The 16,629-nt window shown below is 59.5% G+C and carries 16 protein-coding genes; 8 read left to right on the forward strand and 8 right to left on the reverse strand.

Annotation, left to right across the window (positions count from 1 at the left end; translation table 11 throughout):
• The first annotated feature begins 92 nt into the window (after nucleotides 1-92).
• From lexA to ABFX35_RS18410, 3 genes are all read left to right on the forward strand, one after another.
• A complete protein-coding gene (lexA, locus tag ABFX35_RS18400) occupies nucleotides 93-701 on the forward strand; it encodes a transcriptional repressor LexA (RefSeq protein WP_279027116.1) in 609 nt (202 codons plus the stop codon).
• Between the two features lie 93 nt (nucleotides 702-794).
• Nucleotides 795-2,144 (forward strand): MATE family efflux transporter DinF, encoded by a 1,350-nt coding sequence (gene dinF, locus ABFX35_RS18405; protein WP_346082404.1) that lies wholly within the window; start codon nucleotides 795-797, stop codon nucleotides 2,142-2,144.
• Between the two features lie 291 nt (nucleotides 2,145-2,435).
• Entirely contained in the window at nucleotides 2,436-2,645 is a 210-nt protein-coding gene (locus ABFX35_RS18410) for a CsbD family protein (RefSeq protein ID WP_279027121.1), read from the forward strand.
• Between the two features lie 82 nt (nucleotides 2,646-2,727).
• On the opposite strand, the gene zur is transcribed toward ABFX35_RS18410, so the two are convergent.
• Complete coding sequence (gene zur, locus ABFX35_RS18415; RefSeq protein ID WP_346082405.1) at nucleotides 2,728-3,237, reverse strand: zinc uptake transcriptional repressor Zur; 510 nt, start codon at nucleotides 3,235-3,237, stop codon at nucleotides 2,728-2,730.
• A gap of 196 nt (nucleotides 3,238-3,433) precedes the next feature.
• Between zur and dusA the strand changes: the two genes are divergently transcribed.
• Both dusA and pspG read left to right on the forward strand, forming a co-directional pair.
• On the forward strand, nucleotides 3,434-4,444 hold the full coding sequence (dusA, locus tag ABFX35_RS18420) for a tRNA dihydrouridine(20/20a) synthase DusA (protein WP_279027114.1): 1,011 nt from the start codon (nucleotides 3,434-3,436) through the stop codon (nucleotides 4,442-4,444).
• Between the two features lie 157 nt (nucleotides 4,445-4,601).
• Nucleotides 4,602-4,820 carry an envelope stress response protein PspG gene (gene pspG, locus ABFX35_RS18425; RefSeq protein WP_095846874.1) on the forward strand — a complete coding sequence of 73 codons (219 nt, stop codon included), beginning with the start codon at nucleotides 4,602-4,604 and terminating at the stop codon, nucleotides 4,818-4,820.
• A gap of 341 nt (nucleotides 4,821-5,161) precedes the next feature.
• Here pspG and ABFX35_RS18430 read toward each other — a convergent pair whose 3' ends face one another.
• On the reverse strand, nucleotides 5,162-6,145 hold the full coding sequence (locus ABFX35_RS18430) for a quinone oxidoreductase (protein WP_346082406.1): 984 nt from the start codon (nucleotides 6,143-6,145) through the stop codon (nucleotides 5,162-5,164).
• Between the two features lie 112 nt (nucleotides 6,146-6,257).
• On the opposite strand from ABFX35_RS18430, the gene dnaB reads away from it, so the two are divergent.
• Complete coding sequence (gene dnaB / locus ABFX35_RS18435; RefSeq protein ID WP_279027111.1) at nucleotides 6,258-7,673, forward strand: replicative DNA helicase; 1,416 nt, start codon at nucleotides 6,258-6,260, stop codon at nucleotides 7,671-7,673.
• 70 nt (nucleotides 7,674-7,743) lie between these two features.
• The gene (gene alr / locus ABFX35_RS18440; protein WP_279027109.1) at nucleotides 7,744-8,823 is read left to right on the forward strand and encodes an alanine racemase; all 1,080 of its coding nucleotides are present in this window, start codon (nucleotides 7,744-7,746) and stop codon (nucleotides 8,821-8,823) included.
• 54 nt (nucleotides 8,824-8,877) lie between these two features.
• Here the strand turns inward: alr and rhaM are convergent, their stop codons facing one another.
• From rhaM to rhaB, 5 genes are read right to left on the reverse strand one after another with little or no spacing between them, the layout of a single operon-like run.
• Nucleotides 8,878-9,192, reverse strand: coding sequence for an L-rhamnose mutarotase (gene rhaM, locus ABFX35_RS18445; RefSeq protein WP_279027107.1), 315 nt, complete (start codon nucleotides 9,190-9,192; stop codon nucleotides 8,878-8,880).
• Nucleotides 9,189-10,337 (reverse strand): lactaldehyde reductase, encoded by a 1,149-nt coding sequence (gene fucO / locus ABFX35_RS18450; protein ID WP_279027105.1) that lies wholly within the window; start codon nucleotides 10,335-10,337, stop codon nucleotides 9,189-9,191. Before fucO ends, rhaM begins: the two co-directional genes overlap by 4 nt.
• Before the next feature lie 10 nt (nucleotides 10,338-10,347).
• On the reverse strand, nucleotides 10,348-11,172 hold the full coding sequence (gene rhaD / locus ABFX35_RS18455; RefSeq protein WP_346082407.1) for a rhamnulose-1-phosphate aldolase: 825 nt from the start codon (nucleotides 11,170-11,172) through the stop codon (nucleotides 10,348-10,350).
• Nucleotides 11,173-11,181: 9 nt separating this feature from the next.
• Complete coding sequence (gene rhaA, locus ABFX35_RS18460) at nucleotides 11,182-12,438, reverse strand: L-rhamnose isomerase (protein ID WP_346082408.1); 1,257 nt, start codon at nucleotides 12,436-12,438, stop codon at nucleotides 11,182-11,184.
• Nucleotides 12,435-13,907, reverse strand: coding sequence for a rhamnulokinase (gene rhaB / locus ABFX35_RS18465; RefSeq protein WP_346082409.1), 1,473 nt, complete (start codon nucleotides 13,905-13,907; stop codon nucleotides 12,435-12,437). Before rhaB ends, rhaA begins: the two co-directional genes overlap by 4 nt.
• 303 nt (nucleotides 13,908-14,210) lie before the next feature.
• On the opposite strand from rhaB, the gene rhaS reads away from it, so the two are divergent.
• Nucleotides 14,211-15,038, forward strand: a complete 828-nt coding sequence (rhaS, locus tag ABFX35_RS18470) for an HTH-type transcriptional activator RhaS (RefSeq protein ID WP_346082410.1) — start codon at nucleotides 14,211-14,213, stop codon at nucleotides 15,036-15,038.
• A gap of 114 nt (nucleotides 15,039-15,152) precedes the next feature.
• Here the strand turns inward: rhaS and ABFX35_RS18475 are convergent, their stop codons facing one another.
• Nucleotides 15,153-16,409: a flavin-containing monooxygenase gene (locus ABFX35_RS18475; RefSeq protein ID WP_346082411.1), complete on the reverse strand. Its 1,257-nt coding sequence runs from the start codon at nucleotides 16,407-16,409 to the stop codon at nucleotides 15,153-15,155.
• Between the last annotated feature and the right edge of the window lie 220 nt (nucleotides 16,410-16,629).

Consider the following 16,629-nt stretch of genomic DNA (forward strand, 5'->3'; position numbering starts at 1 on the left):
CTACTCCCTGATTTTTATTTATTCTGCGGTTCCCAATCCCCGCGTACCTGTATATACTCACAGCAAAACTGTATAAACAAACAGGGGGCGGGATGAAAGCACTAACTACCAGGCAGCAAGAGGTCTATGACCTGATTCGCGATCATATTTCGCAGACGGGCATGCCGCCCACGCGTGCCGAGATCGCATTGCGTCTGGGGTTCCGCTCGCCGAATGCGGCTGAAGAGCACCTGAAGGCGCTGGCGCGCAAAGGGGTGATCGAGATCGTCTCCGGCGCCTCGCGCGGTATCCGCCTGCTGATGGAAGATGAAGACGGCCTGCCGCTGATTGGCCGCGTGGCTGCCGGTGAGCCGCTGCTGGCACAGCAGCATATCGAAGGGCATTACAAGGTTGATCCTTCCCTGTTCAAGCCCAACGCCGATTTCCTGCTGCGGGTAAAAGGGATGTCGATGCGCGACATCGGTATCCTTGATGGCGATCTGCTGGCGGTGCATAAAACGCAGGACGTGCGTAACGGCCAGGTCGTGGTGGCTCGTATTGAAGATGAAGTGACCGTCAAACGCCTGAAAAAACACGGCAACGTGGTTGAGTTGCTGCCGGAAAACAGTGAATTCAAACCGATCGTCGTCGATCTGCGTGAGCAAAACCTCACCATCGAAGGGCTGGCCGTCGGCGTTATTCGCAACGGTGACTGGATTTAACCCCCTGCGTTTCCCCCTGATGTAAATCGCCCCTGTCCAGGGGCGATGCCTTTCTTGCTTTTTCAATACGCACTGCCACAGGAATAGGTTGCTATGCGCTTGATTACCGCCTTCTTTAGTGACAACGACAAAGCGCTGTGGCGTTTGGCGTTGCCGATGATCTTTTCCAACATTACCGTGCCGTTGCTCGGTTTGGTCGATACGGCGGTGATCGGCCACCTCGACAGCCCCAGCTATCTTGGCGGCGTCGCCGTGGGGGCGATGGTCACCAGCTTCCTGTTCATGCTGTTCTTATTCCTGCGCATGAGCACCACCGGGCTGGCGGCGCAGGCGCAGGGCGCCGGTGATGCGCAGCGGCTGGCCCAGGCCTTTGTGCAGCCGTTGCTGCTGGCCGGGATTGTCGGCCTGGCGATACTGTTGCTGCGCCGGCCGCTGATCGGGCTGGCGTTGCAGGTTGTCGGCGGCGATGGCGAAGTCTTGCAGCAGGCACGGCTTTTTTTGGATATCCGCTGGTTAAGTGCGCCGGCGGCGCTGGCCAACATGGTGCTGCTGGGGTGGCTGCTCGGCGTGCAATACGTGCGTGCGCCGGTATTGTTGCTGATCGCCGGCAACCTGCTGAATATCGTGCTGGATGTGTGGCTGGTGATGGGGCTTGGCTGGAATGTGCAAGGGGCCGCGCTGGCGACGGTGGTGTCCGAGTATGCCATGCTGCTGTTTGGGCTATGGCTCGCTTGGCGGGTGATGAGGCGGCGGGGCATTTCTCTGCCGATCTTGCGCCAGGCCTGGCGGGGAAACCTGGGCCGTTTGCTGGCGCTGAACCGGGATATCATGCTGCGTTCCCTGCTGCTGCAGTTGTGCTTCGCCTCGTTGACCATTCTCGGCGCCCGGCTGGGCAGCGAAGTGGTGGCGGTTAACGCGGTGCTGATGAACCTGCTGACCTTTACCGCCTATGCGCTCGATGGTTTTGCCTATGCGGTGGAAGTGCACTCCGGCCATGCCTATGGCGCGCGCGACGATCGCAAGCTGCATCAGGTATGGCACGCCGCCTGCCGGCAGGCGGGCCTGGTCGCGCTGGGGTTTGCGGCCGTTTACGCTGTGGCCGGCCAACAGATTGTCGGCGCGCTGACCTCCTTACCGGCGCTGCGTGAGCTGGCCAACCACTACCTGGGCTGGCAGGTGGTGCTGCCGCTGGTCAGCGTGTGGTGCTACCTGATGGATGGCATGTTTATCGGCGCGACCCGCGGGGCGGAAATGCGTAACAGCATGGCGGTTGCCGCCGCCGGCTACGCGCTGGCGTTGCTTACCCTGCCGCTGCTCGGCAACCATGCGTTGTGGCTAGCGCTGTGCGTGTTCCAGATGCTGCGTGGCATTACGCTGGGGTGGCTTTGGCTGCGCCATAACCGGCAGGGCACCTGGTTTGCGCACGAGCGGGCCAGGGAGTAGCCTCCCATTTATTGTGGCTTTTGTTAATATCATGTTACATCTTGCCGGGTAAAGAAAACCCCGGTTACCGGGTTGTTTTGCGGTTGTTTTTAACTAAAAAAATGCTTCTTGATGGTGTTTATTGCTGGTTTTTATTTTTAATCCGGAATCAATAGCTAATATTAGTAATATGGCTGGCTGATTAGGCAACGGCTTAATCCTGTGCAGATGAGGAAAATCTGTTACTCACTTTGGTCAGTTAGGCCAGCCGGGTTATCTGAAACTGACTCACTTTAGTTACGGAGAGAAATGATGAACAAAGATCAAGCTGGCGGTAACTGGAAGCAGTTTAGAGGTAAGATCAAAGAACAGTGGGGCAAGCTGACTGATGACGATATGACGATCATCGAAGGGAAGCGCGAACAGCTGGTCGGCAAAATTCAGGAACGCTACGGCTACCAGAAAGAGCAGGCCGAAAAGGAAGTCAAATCCTGGGAAGACAGCAACAAATTCCACTGGTAACAAGCACCTGGCTTTGCCCCTGCGGCAATCCAAAACGGTACAGGGACGTACCCGGTTATTTCCTCGCTGTACGCCCCGCCGGTTATTTCTTCTTCACGACAATGCTGTGATCGTGATCGCAATCATCTGGATGCTTACAGGCCTCTACCTCTACGCAGTCAACGCACAGGCCGTGCGCCTCAACCACGCTGTGGCGCAGGGCAAAGCCGGACTCTTTCGCCAGCTTTTGCAGCGTTTCTTCGATGCCATCGGTCGTGCGCTCAGTCACTTGCCCGCAGCGATCGCAGATAAACAGCGCTGAAGTATGCATCGGCTGTTCAAAGTGGTGACACAGCACATAGCTATTGGTGGACTCCACCCGGTGGATAAAGCCCTGTTCCAACAGGAAATCCAGTGCGCGGTACACCGTCGGCGGCTTGGCCTGCGGCTCAGCCACCCGTAACAGATCCAACAGATCATAGGCGCTGATGGCACCGGGCTGTTGTGCCATCAGGCGTAACACTTCCAGCCGTTGCGGCGTCAGGCGCACATTGCGTTGCTGGCAAAGGTGCTCAGCCTGCGCGAGCAGCTTTTCCTGGTTGGTTGGGGTCATGGCAAATATCCCGGTACGTAAAAAGGCGACTTTACCATGTTTAGGGGCAATAGCCGAGAGGTGCGCGCGTTTGTGCTGGTCGGGATTTCGCCCGCTGCCGTGCTTTTTCCCAACGCTGGCGATTGCCGTTATAATAGCCCGTTTACGGCCGCGCGCCGTTCGTTGAACCCATGACTCAGGTAGCCAGTAACCCAGCATGACGACAGATACCCGCACCCCACAGTATGCCGCCAACCGTTTTTCCATCGCGCCGATGCTCGACTGGACCGATCGCCATTGCCGTTACTTCCACCGTCTGCTGTCCAGGCAGGCGCTGCTGTACACTGAAATGGTCACCACCGGCGCCATTATCCATGGCAAAGGTGACTATCTGGCGTACAACCAGGAAGAACACCCACTGGCGCTACAGCTGGGCGGCAGCGATCCGGCGGCGTTGGCGCACTGCGCCAGGCTTGCCGAACAGCGGGGCTATGATGAAATCAACCTCAACGTGGGTTGCCCGTCCGATCGGGTGCAGAACGGTATGTTCGGCGCCTGCCTGATGGGCCAGGCGGCGTTGGTGGCGGACTGCGTGAAAGCGATGCGTGATGCGGTATCCATCCCGGTGACGGTAAAGACGCGCATCGGCATTGACGATCAGGACAGTTACGCTTTCCTGTGCGATTTTATTTCGACGGTGGCCGGGCGCGGCGAATGCGAGATGTTTATTATTCATGCCCGGAAGGCCTGGCTTTCCGGGCTAAGCCCGAAAGAGAACCGTGAAGTGCCGCCGCTGGATTACCCGCGGGTCTATCAGCTCAAGCGCGACTTCCCGGCGTTGACTATCGCCATTAACGGCGGCGTGAAAACGCTGGCCGAAGCGCAGCAGCATCTGCAACATGTTGATGGCGTGATGATGGGGCGTGAAGCCTATCAAAACCCAGGCGTGCTGGCGCAGGTGGACCGCGAGTTGTTTGGCGCCGAAACGCCGGCAATCGACAGCGTGGCGGTGGTCGAGGCGCTTTATCCCTATATTGAGCGTGAGCTGGCCAACGGTACCTATCTCGGCCATATCACCCGTCACATTCTGGGCCTGTTCCAGGGCGTGCCGGGCGCGCGGCAGTGGCGCCGCCACCTGAGTGAAAATGCCCATAAGCCGGGGGCGGATGCGCGGGTGGTCGAGCAGGCGCTGAGCCTGGTGCGGCAACCGCGGGCTGATGTGGCGTAATTCACCATTGTTCTGACTAATAGTTGGCGATTTTCACCCGGCTGGTGGCCGCAGTGAATATCACTTACGCGAAAAATCAAGCTGTTAGCGTTGCGTGCGGCTTGGCACGCTTCTTGTAACTGACCGGTGAGATACCGTGTTTTGCCAAGGAGCAATCATGTTGGAACTTTTCTTTATCATTGGCTTCGTCGTCATGCTGTTGGTGACCGGCGTTTCTTTGCTGGGGGTGATCGCCGCCCTGTTTGCGGCCGCGGCGTTTATGCTGCTCGGCGGCCTGTTCGCCATGATGTTCAAACTGCTGCCGTGGCTGGTGCTGGCGGTGGTTTGCGTGTGGATCTACCGTGCGGTGCAAAAGCCGCAGATACGCCGTTATTGAGCGGGCATTGTGTTGAATTATCAGGCACTCCCTCAACAGAGGGGGATTCATGCCGGCCGAATGCGGCAGAGATCACACCTTGGAAGTTTAGCGGCACGTAGGCATGTTTTTTATGTTGAAGGGCTGCTAGGATAGCCGCCGAATCGCTGATGCGAACGATTTCATCCCCGTTGGGAACAAACCGATAATTCGTGTTGCACAAGCAACCCCGTTCCCGGCGGACTCTGCTCCACCCCTACGACAACCCTGCAGTAATAAAAACAGAAAGCCCCTTGTGGGAAAATGCCAGCCAGCTAACCCCTGGCTGGCATTTTTATTGCCGCGCTTAATCAGCCGGCCGTTCAGGGGATCAGCAAACTGGAACCAACCGTTGCGCGGCTTTCTAACACTCGGTGCGCCCGCTGCGCATCCCCCAGCGCAAACTTCTGCTCATCGCGCACATCCACATTGATCGCCCCACTGCTAATCTGCGCGAACAGCGCATCGCTGGCCGCCTGCAGCTCTTCACGGTTCGTCACATAGCCGTTCAGCGAAGGGCGCGTCACGTAGAGCGAGCCTTTTTGGTTCAGGATCGCCAAATCCACCCCGGTCACCGGGCCGGAGGCATTGCCAAAGCTGACCATCAGCCCGCGGCGTTTCAGGCTGTTGAGCGAAGCCAGCCAGGTGTTTTTGCCCACCGAGTCATACACCACGCCGACTTTGGCGCCATCGGTCAGTTCCGACACGCGCTGGGCGATATCCTGGGTGTTGTAGTTAATGGTGGCCCAGGCGCCGGCCTGCAGCGCCAGCTCGGCCTTGGCATCGGAGCCGACGCTGCCGATCAGCCGGGCGCCCAGCGCTTTGGCCCACTGGCAGGCGATCAGCCCAACGCCGCCGGCGGCGGCATGGAACAGAAAGATTTCGCCCGGCTGCACCACATGGGTCTGGCGCAGCAGATAATGGACCGTCAGGCCTTTAAGGAACGATGCCGCGCCCTGTTCGAAGCTGAGCGCATCAGGCAGCAGCGCCACTTTGGCGGCCGGCACGTTGTGAATTTCGCTGTAGGCGCCCAGCGGCGCCTGGGCATACACCACGCGATCGCCGGGCTTGATGCCGCTGACGCCGGCGCCCACCTTGTTAACCACGCCGGCCGCTTCGGTGCCCAGCCCGGAAGGCAGTTGCGGCGGCGCATACAGGCCGCTGCGCACATAGGTGTCGATATAGTTGATGCCGATCGCCTTGTTGGCAATCTGTACTTCGCCCGCCGCAGGATCGCGCGGGGTAAAATCAACGTATTGCAGCACGTCTGGCCCGCCGGTTGCGGCGAATTGAATGCGTTTTGCCATGATCGCTCCTCAGGTAACCTATTCAGCCCGTGGCCCAATTGTTGGGGCATGGGGATTTATCATTATGTATACTGACGCGTCGTCACTTGATAACAGGTAATTTATTCCCACTATGGCAGGAAAGAAACCCACCAACAAATCTTACGAGGCCCAGGCACCCCGCGATCGCCAGATGGAAGGGCTGAAGATGCCGCCGCATTCGCTGGAGGCGGAGCAATCCGTGTTGGGCGGTTTGATGCTGGACAACGAGCGCTGGGACAATGTGGCCGAGCGCGTGGTGGCCGGCGATTTCTTTAGCCGCCCGCACCGGTTGATCTTCACCGAGATGCAGCGCCTGCTGGAGATGAGCAAGCCGATCGATCTGATCACCCTGTCTGAATCACTGGAGCAAAAAGGGGAGCTGGATTCCGTCGGCGGCTTTGCCTACCTGGCAGAACTGTCCAAAAACACCCCCAGTGCGGCCAACATCGCGGCCTATGCAGACATCGTGCGCGAGCGCGCAGTGGTGCGGGAAATGATCTCGGTCGCCAATGAGATCGCCGATGCCGGTTATGATCCCCAGGGGCGCAGCAGTGAGGATCTGCTCGATCTGGCGGAATCGCGCGTGTTCCAGATTGCTGAAAACCGCGCCAATAAAGACGAAGGGCCGAAAAGCATCGATCAGATCCTGGAAGCCACGGTGTCGCGCATCGAATCACTGTACCAGACACCGCATGACGGCGTGACTGGGGTGGACACCGGCTATAACGATCTGAACAAGAAAACCGCCGGCCTGCAGAAATCAGATTTGATCATCGTGGCGGCCCGTCCGTCGATGGGTAAAACCACCTTCGCCATGAACCTGTGTGAAAACGCCGCCATGCTGCAGGAAAAACCGGTGCTGATTTTCAGCCTGGAGATGCCCGGCGAGCAGATTATGATGCGTATGCTGGCTTCGCTGTCGCGTGTGGACCAGACGCGGATCCGTACCGGCCAGCTTGACGATGAGGACTGGGCGCGCATTTCCAGCACCATGGGGCTGTTGCTGGAAAAACGCAACATGTATATCGATGACTCTTCCGGCCTGACGCCAACCGAAGTGCGTTCCCGCGCGCGGCGTATTTTCCGCGAGCACGATGGCCTGAGCCTGATCATGATCGACTACCTGCAATTGATGCGTGTGCCGGCCCTGTCGGACAACCGTACGCTGGAGATCGCCGAGATTTCCCGCTCGCTGAAAGCGCTGGCCAAAGAGCTGCAGGTGCCGGTGGTGGCGCTGTCGCAGCTTAACCGCTCGCTGGAGCAGCGCGCCGATAAACGCCCGGTTAACTCGGATCTGCGTGAATCCGGCTCGATCGAGCAGGACGCCGACCTGATCATGTTTATTTACCGTGATGAGGTCTATCACGAAAATAGCGATCTGAAAGGCATCGCTGAAATTATTATCGGTAAGCAGCGTAACGGCCCGATCGGTACCGTGCGGCTTACCTTTAACGGCCAGTGGTCGCGTTTTGATAATTACGCCGGGCCACAGTATGACGAAGAATAATTAACCAAGCCGATCTCAATAGCCCTTGTGCCTTCCGGCACCTATTGCACCCAGGCTTTAAGGAACTGAAATGAAAGCGGCAACCGCTGTAATCGACCGCCGCGCTCTGCGACACAACCTGCAACAGGTGCGCCGTTTGGCGCCACAAAGCCGCCTGATCGCCGTTGTGAAAGCAAACGCTTATGGCCATGGCCTGCTGGATACGGCACATACCCTGCAAGACGCCGACTGCTATGGCGTGGCGCGTCTGAGCGAAGCGCTCACGCTGCGCGCCGGCGGCATCGTTAAACCCATTCTGCTGTTGGAGGGTTTTTTCGCCGCCGAGGACTTGCCGCTGCTGGCGGCCAACAATATTGAAACCGCCGTGCACAGCAACGAGCAGCTGGCCGCGCTGGAGCAGGCCGACTTGCCGCGCCCGCTGCGGGTGTGGATGAAGCTGGATACCGGCATGCACCGGCTGGGCGTGCATCCTGAGCAGGCTGAAGCCTTCTACCAGCGCCTGTGCGCCTGCCGCAGCGTGGCGCAACCGGTGAACGTGATGAGCCATTTTTGCCGCGCCGACGAGCCGCAATTGGACGTGACGCCGCGGCAAATCGCCTGTTTTGAACAGTTCACGCAAGATAAACCGGGGTTGAGGTCTATCTCTGCCTCCGGCGGCATTCTGCTCTGGCCGCAGGCGCACTACGACTGGGTGCGCCCGGGGATTATTATGTACGGCGTCTCGCCGCTGGCGGAGCCTTATGGCGAGAGCTTCGGCCTGCAGCCGGCGATGGCACTGACCTCCAGCCTGATTGCGGTGCGCAGCCATAAGGCCGGCGAGCCGGTGGGCTATGGCGGCACTTGGGTGAGCGAGCGCGACACGCGGCTTGGCGTGGTGGCGATTGGCTACGGCGACGGTTACCCGCGTAGCGCTCCCTCTGGCACGCCGGTGTGGATCAACGGCCGCGAAGTGCCGATCGTCGGGCGGGTTTCGATGGATATGATGTCGGTCGATCTGGGGCCAGACAGCACCGACAGCGTCGGGGATGAAGCGCTGCTGTGGGGCAAACCGCTGCCGGTTGAGCGTATCGCCGCCTTTACCGGCATCAGCGCCTATGAGCTGATCACCAAACTGACGGCGCGTGTAGTAACGCAATACCTCGGCGAATAAGCCCTTCTTGCCGCCGGTATGGCCGGCGGCGCAGCGCGGGTATTGTTGCCCGCGTTATTCCAGATAAAACACTGCTTTGAGTTCCTGGCTGATCGGGCTGTTGTCCGGGTTGCTCGGCATCAATTCACACATGGACGCCCACCAGCGCTGGCACACCTCGGTGCCGGCCACTGCGGCCCAGCGCGCCTCGGACTCAATCTCTACCGTAGCAAACAGCAGGTGGCGATCGGCGTCGAGATAAATAGCATAGTGATGAGCACCGTGCTGTTTAAGAACCGCCGCCAGTTCCGGCCAAATCGGCGTATGGCGGCGCTGATATTCTTCATGCGCATCGGGGTTTACCTGCATCACAAAGGCTTTGCGGATCATAGCGCCTCCAGGTACATCTCACGCACCTCTTCACGGGAAGCGCTGCGTGGGTTGCAGGGCGCGCACGGATCGGCCAGCGCCTTATCCAGCCAATTTTCAATATCGGCCTGCGATATCCCCAGTTGTTGAAACCCGTCGGGAATGCCGACGCGGCGCGACAGTTGGCGGATTGCGGCAATCGCCTGCTGGCTGGCCTGCTCGTCGCTCATGCCCTGACGATCCACGCCCATTGCTTCGGCGATACGCGCAAAGCGCGCCACCGCCTGCGGCCGGTTAAACGCTTCGACGATCGGCAGCAAAATGGCGTTGCAGACGCCGTGCGGCAGATTGTGCGTGGCGCCCGGCTGGTGCGCCAGGGCGTGCACCAGCCCCAGGCCGGCGCTGTTAAACGCCATGCCCGCCAGATATTGGCCGTAGGCCATGTATTCACGCGCCTGCAGATTGTGCCCGTCGTCCACCGCTTTCGGCAGCCACTGGCAAATCAAGCGGATGGCTTCCAACGCGGAGGCGTCGGTCAACGGGTGCGCGCCGACGGAAACATAGGCTTCAATCGCGTGGGTGAGCGCATCCATGCCGGTGGCGGCGGTGACGCTGGCCGGGATCTCCAACATGACGCTGGGATCGTCAACCGCGATATCAGGAATAATGTTCGGATCGATGATCACCTCTTTGACCTGGCGCCCGCTGTCGATAATCACCGCGTTGCTGGTCATCTCGGCGGCGGTGCCCGCCGTGGTATTGATCGCCACCAGCGGCACGCCGGCATGGGCCACTTTGCCCACCCCGGCGTAAGCGGTGGAAGGGCCGGGGTTGGCGGTAAGGATTTTGATGGCTTTGGCGGTGTCGATCGGGCTGCCGCCACCAAAGGCGATGATGTAGCTGCAATTGGCGGCGCGGTAGGCCGCCAGCCCTTGCTGCACCAGTTCTTCGGTTGGGTTGGGGAACACACGGTCGAACAGGGTATAGGGGAGCTGCGCGCTATCCAGGTTGGCGAACAGCGTATCCAGCAGCCCTAACTGCACCAGTTGGCCGTCGGTGACGATCAGCGCCTTGCCCCATTGTTTGCCCGGCAGCAGTTTCACCATATCGGCGATGGCGCCTGTACCATGCAGGCTGATTTTCGGTAGTGCCAACATAAAGCTCATGATCTGTTCCTTATATCTTGAGTGCGGCGGCCATCGGCGTGACGCCAAAACGCTCGCCCAGGGCGATCAGTTGTTCGGTGGTGATGGTTTGCCGCATGCCGCCCATGGCGATCACTTTCACCAGCACTTCCGAGGATTTTTCCGCCGTGTCGATCAGGCCGAACGCTTCATCCAGCGTTGGGCCGGTGGCGAAGATACCGTGGTGCGGCCACAGCACCAGGCTGTGCGCGCGCATCTGTTCTGCGGTGGCGGCGCCAATGCCGTCGGTGCCCGGCACCATCCACGGCACGATGCCGATGCCGTCGGGGAACACCACCAGGCATTCGGTGCTGCCTTCCCACAGCTTGCGGGTGAAGCTGACGCTATCCAGTTCCAGCACGTAGCTTAGGGCGATCAGGTTGGTGGCGTGGCAGTGCATGATGACGCGGTCCGCCCCGCCGGCGCGCTGTTTGCGCACCGCGTGGGATTGCAGATGAGCCGCCAGTTCCGAGGTTGGCAGGCCGCCGTTCACCAGCCCCCAGTGAATGTGGTAGGCCATGCCGTCGTCGCTGATTTGCAGCAGCGCCAGGCTATCCGCCGGATCGAGCTGTACGTTGCGGAAAAACTTGCCGGAGCCGGTAACGATAAACCAGCATCCGGCCAGCGCCGGCGCCGGCTGGCTCAGTTCGACGCAGCGTGGTTCGGCGGCAAATTCATCGCGGTAGGGCGCGATATCTTCGGCATCCAGCCGCAGGCTGACATTGCCGCCGTTGCGCTCATCCCAGCCTTTCAGCCACATATCGCTGGTGGCTTTCACCATGCCCTGAACGAACCATGAAGAGAGAATACGTTGCATAGGGGCTCCTTAGCGTTGGGCTAAAATTTGTTGTTCATAACGGCGGACGGTGGCGAGCCAGGAGGCATCCGCCGGGGTATCGTTGCGCAGGCAGTACATTTCCCACACGGCCTGCCACGGCAGGGATTTTTGCTCTTCCAACAGCGCCAGTCGGGCGGTGTAATCCCCGTCGCGCTCCAGTTGGCGCAGCTGTGCGGTCGGTTCCAGCAGCGCGCGCAGCAGGGCTTTTCGCATGTTGCGGGTGCCGATCACCCAGGCGGCGATGCGGTTGATGGAGGCATCGAAGAAATCCAGGCCGATATGCACCCGGTCGAACAGATCGTGGCGCACGATTTCGTTGGCGATGGCCTGGGTTTCGTCATCCAGCAGCACCACGTGATCGCTGTCCCAGCGCACCGGGCGGCTGACGTGCAGCAGCAGGCGGGGGATATACAGCATGGCGCTGGAGATCTTGTCGGAAATCACTTCGGTCGGGTGGAAGTGGCCGGCATCCAGACATAGCGCGGTCTGGCGGCTGGTGGCGTAGCCGAAGTAGAACTCATTGGAGCCGACGGTGTAGCTTTCCGCGCCGATGCCGAACAGCTTGCTTTCCACTGCGTCGATGTGGTGCGCCGGGTTGAGCTTTTCGGCGATCACTTCATCCAGCGCGGCCAGCAGGCGCTGGCGCGGCGCCAGACGATCGACGGTAATGTCTTTCATGCCGTCCGGGATCCAGATATTCATCACCGACGGCGTGCCCAACTGTTCGCCAAAATAGGCTGACACGCGGCGGCTGGCCTGGCAGTGTTCGATCCAGAACTGGCGGATTTCATCGTTGGCGTGCGACAGGGTAAAGCCGTCGGCGCTCAACGGATGCGAGAAGCACGATGGGTTGAAGTCCAGCCCCAGTTGGTTTGCCTTGGCCCACGCCACCCAGTTTGTGAAGTGCTCCGGTTTGATTTCGTTGCGCGGCACCTGGGTGTCGGCTTCAAGATAAATGGCGTGCAGGTTCAGGCGTTTGGGGCCGGGGATCAGGCTGAGCGCCTGTTCCAGATCGGCGCGCAGTTCGCCGGCGGTGCGCGCTTTGCCGGGGTAGTTGCCGGTGGCCTGAATGCCGCCGCTCAACTCGCCATCCGGGTTCTCGAAACCCGCCACGTCATCGCCCTGCCAGCAGTGAATGGAGATCGGTAAACGATCGAGCTGGCGCAGGGCCTGTTCGACATCGACGCCAACGGCGGCAAAGCGTTGTTTTGCCAGCTCCCAGGCCTGATTGATTTGTGTAGTCATGCGCAAAGCTCCTTACGTGATTGACGATTTTGCAGAATCTGCGCGACGAAGCGGGCAGTTTCGCTATTTGAATCGGGGGTGAACTGTTGCAGCTCGCTGTTGCGGCCGATCAGCGCCCGGAAGGCATCGACGTCGGCGATTTCATCCAGCGCCATCAGTTGGCAGCCGACGTTGCCCAGTGTTGAGGCTTCGATCGGTCCGGCGATCACCGTGACGCCGCAGGCGTCGGCGCACAGTTGGTTAAGAAAGTGGTTCTGGCTGCCGCCGCCGACGATATGCAGGCGGGTGAACGGCCGGCCGCGCAGTTCGCTAAGCTCCAGCAGCACCTGCGCATACAGCAGCGCCAGGCTGTCGAAGATGCAGCGCGCCAGTTCGCCGGCGTCGGCAGGTATCGGCTGGCGGCTTTCGCGGCAGGCGGCCTGGATCTCTTGGCTCATGTTCGCCGGGTTGATAAAGCGATCGTCGTTGGGGTTGATGATCGCGCGGCAGGCGGGGGCGGCCTGTGCCTGGCGGATCAAATCCGGCAGATCGTCGATCGCTTGCTCCTGAACGATGCGTTGCAGCAGCCACAGGCCCATGATGTTTTTTAAAACTCGGTAGCGCCCTTCCGCGCCGCCTTCGTTGGTGATATTGGCCGCCAGCGCGCGTTCATCGACGTAGGGCGTTTTGCTTTCAAACCCCATCAGTGACCAGGTGCCGGACGAGAGATAAGCGGCATCGTCGCTGGCCAGCGGAGCGGCGATCACGGCGCTGGCGGTATCGTGTGTGGCGACGGAAACCACCGGAATGCGTTTTCCCTGCGCGCACACCCAGTGGCCGATGATGTTGCCCGGGTGGGTGGGCGTGCCCAGCCATTCGCGCGGCACTCCCGCCCAGTTCAGCAGGCGCTCATCCCAGTTATCGGTGTTGATGTTCACCATTTGCGTGGTGGTGGCGTTGGTGTATTCCCAGTTCAGCTTGCCGGTCAGGCGGTAATACAGGTAGTCCGGCATCAGCAGCGCGTGCGCCACCTGGCCCAGCAGTTCTGGCTGTTGTTCGGCCAGCGCGCGCAGTTGGTAGAGCGTATTGAACGGCAGAAACTGGATGCCGCTGCGCCGGTAGATCTCCTCGCGGCCCAACGCCTGCTGGGCGCGCGCCATGACGCCCTCGGTGCGGCCATCGCGGTAAGCGATAGGCAGGCCAACGCGCTGGCCTTGTTTATCAATCAGTACATAGTCGACGCCCCAGGTATCAATGCCGATGGAATCGATGGCGGGTGCCTGGTCGCAGGCCTGTTGCAGCCCGAAGCGAATTTCGTTTTCCAGCGCATCCACGTCCCAAACGTCGTGGCCATCAATGTGCTTTAACCCGTTCATAAAGCGGTGAACTTCGCACAACGTCAGGCTGTGGTCGCGGTTGTCGTAACGCGCCAGCATCACGCGGCCACTGGAGGCGCCCAGATCAACGGCAACACTATGGCGGAGAGTCATGGTAGGTGTCCTTATTTGTCTCATTGCCCATCAGTCTAAGAAGTTCGCCGCGCGCCGACCTTCATGCCACTGACATCCGCAAGGGGCGGTTGGCAAAGAGAAAAAGGTGAGTGTGAGTAAGCTCACAGAATGTAATTCGGCGCCCAAACGGCGCCGCTTGTGATGCCAGTCGCATTTCTGAATGATTCCGTCGTGTTTCTTAAAAAACGCACGGGATTTGCGCGTTTTTCTGTCAAAAAATGAAGGTGGCGTTGAGAATCGTTCTCTACTATCAAACGACGTTACAACCGAGTGGGGATGACAATGACCGTTTTACGCAGCGTTGATTTTTTCCCTTCCGAACATGCGTCGGTGGCGATCGAACCTCGTTTGCCGCAGCCGGAGTTTCCGGAGCATTACCATGATTTTTATGAGATTGTGGTGGTTGAGCACGGTACCGGCACCCATGTTTTCAACGGCCAGCCGTATACGCTCAGCGGCGGCTCCGTCTGCTTTGTGCGCGACCGCGATCGGCACCTGTTCGAGCATACGGAAAACCTGTGCCTGACCAATGTGCTGTATCGGGCGCCGAACGGGTTCAACTTCCTGACCGGCCTGGAAAAGCTGTTGCCGCAGGAGCAAGACGGCAATTATCTTTCCCATTGGCGGGTGAATCCGTGCATGTTGCAGCAGGTCAAACAGGTGATTGATCGCTTTGAAACCCTGGCGGATGATGCGGGGGCGCATGCCATCGCCGCGCGTGAGATTTTGTTTATGCAACTGCTGGTGTTGCTGCGCAAGAGCACGTTGGCCGAGTGCGGCGAAGGGGATGATGGGCGGCTGAATCACCTGATCGTCTGGCTGGAGGCGCATTTTGCCGAGGAAGTGTGCTGGGAGCAGCTCGCCGATCGTTTTCGCCTGTCATTGCGCACTCTGCACCGGCAGTTGAAGCAGCAAACCGGGCTCACGCCCCAGCGTTACCTGAACCGGCTGCGGCTGATGAAAGCGCACCATTTATTGCGCCACAGCGATGACAGCGTGACCGATATCGCCTTCCAATGCGGCTTTAGCGACAGCAACCATTTTTCCACCCTGTTCAAGCGGGAGTTCTCCTGCTCGCCACGGACGATACGCCAGGGGATCAACGCCTGAAGGCCGCCGTCGGCATGGTCAATCAGCTTCCCGGTGAATCCGCCGATAAAAAAAGCCGCTCCGTTATCCGTTGCGGCCGTCATCAAAACATTCACTGATGAGCATCGGCGCGGTTTAGCCGCGTTGATAGGTGCTGTATTTTTGCTGCGTCGCTATATGGTCGGCGATATATTTGGCGTCATGCCATACGCCCCAAATAAACGCCGAGCCACGGCGCGATAACCAGGGCAGCCCCAGGAAATACACGCCGGGTTCACTTGATACGCCGCGTTGATGTTTAGGGTTGTTGTTTTCATCGAAAGCATTCACGTCGAGCCAGCTGTAATCCGTCTTGTAGCCGGTCGCCCAAATAATGGTGGTAACCCCGGCGGCGGCTAAATCCAGCTGTAACGTGGGGTGGGTCATACAGGGCGGATCGTGTAAAAATTTACGCGCCTGCGGCTCTTCAGGAAGATCCAAACCATTGCGGGCAATATATTCGTCGGCGGCATCCAGCAGCGACAAATAATTCTGGTCCCCGTTTTTGATGTTCTCGCACAGATCCGGCTGAAACGTCACCACGCCGTGGTGGAAACTTTTGGTCAGGCCGACCAGGTGCACGCCCTGATTTGCCAGCGCGCGGAAATCCACGGTATGGCCACCGCGTGCGCCGCTGACCGCAATCGTCACGTGCTCTTTACCCGGTTGGTTTACCGTTGCATCCCACAGGCCAAGAACGCCTAACCACCAGCAAAAGTCACGGTTACGGTAGGCGCGCGGCGGGCGATCGTGAGCGCCGATCGAAAGATAGACCTTTTTACCGGCGCGCTGCAGTTCATCAGCAATTTGCACGCCGGATGAACCCGCCCCGACAACCAGCACGGCCCCCTCCGGCAACTGCCCGGGGTTCTTGTAATGGGCGGAATGCATTTGCAGCAGGCGCGCATCCTCGGGGGCGACCACGGGGATCACCGGGCGCTGGAACGGCCCGGTGGCCGCGACGATGCGGGTTGCTTCAATGATCCCCGCCGTGGTTTCAACGCGGAAGCCGGGGCGGCCCGGGTTGCGTGCGGCGTGTTTGACTTCAACGCCGGTGCGAATGGGCGCCTGGTACTTTTCAGCATAATCGGCCAAATAGTCGGCGACCCGATCTTTCGGCACAAAATCGTCTTGGCCCATGCCTTTAAATTGCATGCCGGGAAAGCGGTCATGCCAGGCCGGGCCATTGGCGACCAGCGAGTCCCAACGCCCGCTGCGCCAGGCTTCGGCAACCCGGTTTTTTTCTAATACCAGATGCGGGATGTTCAGCGTTGTCAGGTGCTCGCTCATCGCAATGCCGGCCTGGCCGCCACCCACGATAAGCGTATCGGTTTTGATGATTTCGTCTGTCATGTCTGTGTCCTTTGAAGCGCGTAGGAGAGAGATAATTCACCGACTGCGTAGACACTCAGACTATTGAACAGCGTTACCCCGGTAAAATATTATAAATCTGGTTACTAAACATATAATTTAAATGCTCTGCCGCCGTAATTCCCTTGACCGGCGCTAATTGTTCGTTACCCGTGGAGCCACTCAATAAGCGATAGCGCAAGGATCGCCCTCGGCAAGCAAT

Source organism: Gibbsiella dentisursi (assembly GCF_039539505.1).
Taxonomy (GTDB): Bacteria; Pseudomonadota; Gammaproteobacteria; order Enterobacterales; family Enterobacteriaceae; genus Gibbsiella; species Gibbsiella quercinecans.

What these genes read in the sequence shown, in the direction of transcription:
- lexA (WP_279027116.1), top strand. Translation starts at nt 93, where the DNA reads ATGAAAGCACTAACTACCAGGCAGCAAGAGGTCTATGACCTGATTCGC.
- dinF (WP_346082404.1), top strand. Translation starts at nt 795, where the DNA reads ATGCGCTTGATTACCGCCTTCTTTAGTGACAACGACAAAGCGCTGTGG.
- ABFX35_RS18410 (WP_279027121.1), top strand. Translation starts at nt 2,436, where the DNA reads ATGAACAAAGATCAAGCTGGCGGTAACTGGAAGCAGTTTAGAGGTAAG.
- zur (WP_346082405.1), bottom strand. Translation starts at nt 3,237, where the DNA reads ATGACCCCAACCAACCAGGAAAAGCTGCTCGCGCAGGCTGAGCACCTT.
- dusA (WP_279027114.1), top strand. Translation starts at nt 3,434, where the DNA reads ATGACGACAGATACCCGCACCCCACAGTATGCCGCCAACCGTTTTTCC.
- pspG (WP_095846874.1), top strand. Translation starts at nt 4,602, where the DNA reads ATGTTGGAACTTTTCTTTATCATTGGCTTCGTCGTCATGCTGTTGGTG.
- ABFX35_RS18430 (WP_346082406.1), bottom strand. Translation starts at nt 6,145, where the DNA reads ATGGCAAAACGCATTCAATTCGCCGCAACCGGCGGGCCAGACGTGCTG.
- dnaB (WP_279027111.1), top strand. Translation starts at nt 6,258, where the DNA reads ATGGCAGGAAAGAAACCCACCAACAAATCTTACGAGGCCCAGGCACCC.
- alr (WP_279027109.1), top strand. Translation starts at nt 7,744, where the DNA reads ATGAAAGCGGCAACCGCTGTAATCGACCGCCGCGCTCTGCGACACAAC.
- rhaM (WP_279027107.1), bottom strand. Translation starts at nt 9,192, where the DNA reads ATGATCCGCAAAGCCTTTGTGATGCAGGTAAACCCCGATGCGCATGAA.
- fucO (WP_279027105.1), bottom strand. Translation starts at nt 10,337, where the DNA reads ATGAGCTTTATGTTGGCACTACCGAAAATCAGCCTGCATGGTACAGGC.
- rhaD (WP_346082407.1), bottom strand. Translation starts at nt 11,172, where the DNA reads ATGCAACGTATTCTCTCTTCATGGTTCGTTCAGGGCATGGTGAAAGCC.
- rhaA (WP_346082408.1), bottom strand. Translation starts at nt 12,438, where the DNA reads ATGACTACACAAATCAATCAGGCCTGGGAGCTGGCAAAACAACGCTTT.
- rhaB (WP_346082409.1), bottom strand. Translation starts at nt 13,907, where the DNA reads ATGACTCTCCGCCATAGTGTTGCCGTTGATCTGGGCGCCTCCAGTGGC.
- rhaS (WP_346082410.1), top strand. Translation starts at nt 14,211, where the DNA reads ATGACCGTTTTACGCAGCGTTGATTTTTTCCCTTCCGAACATGCGTCG.
- ABFX35_RS18475 (WP_346082411.1), bottom strand. Translation starts at nt 16,409, where the DNA reads ATGACAGACGAAATCATCAAAACCGATACGCTTATCGTGGGTGGCGGC.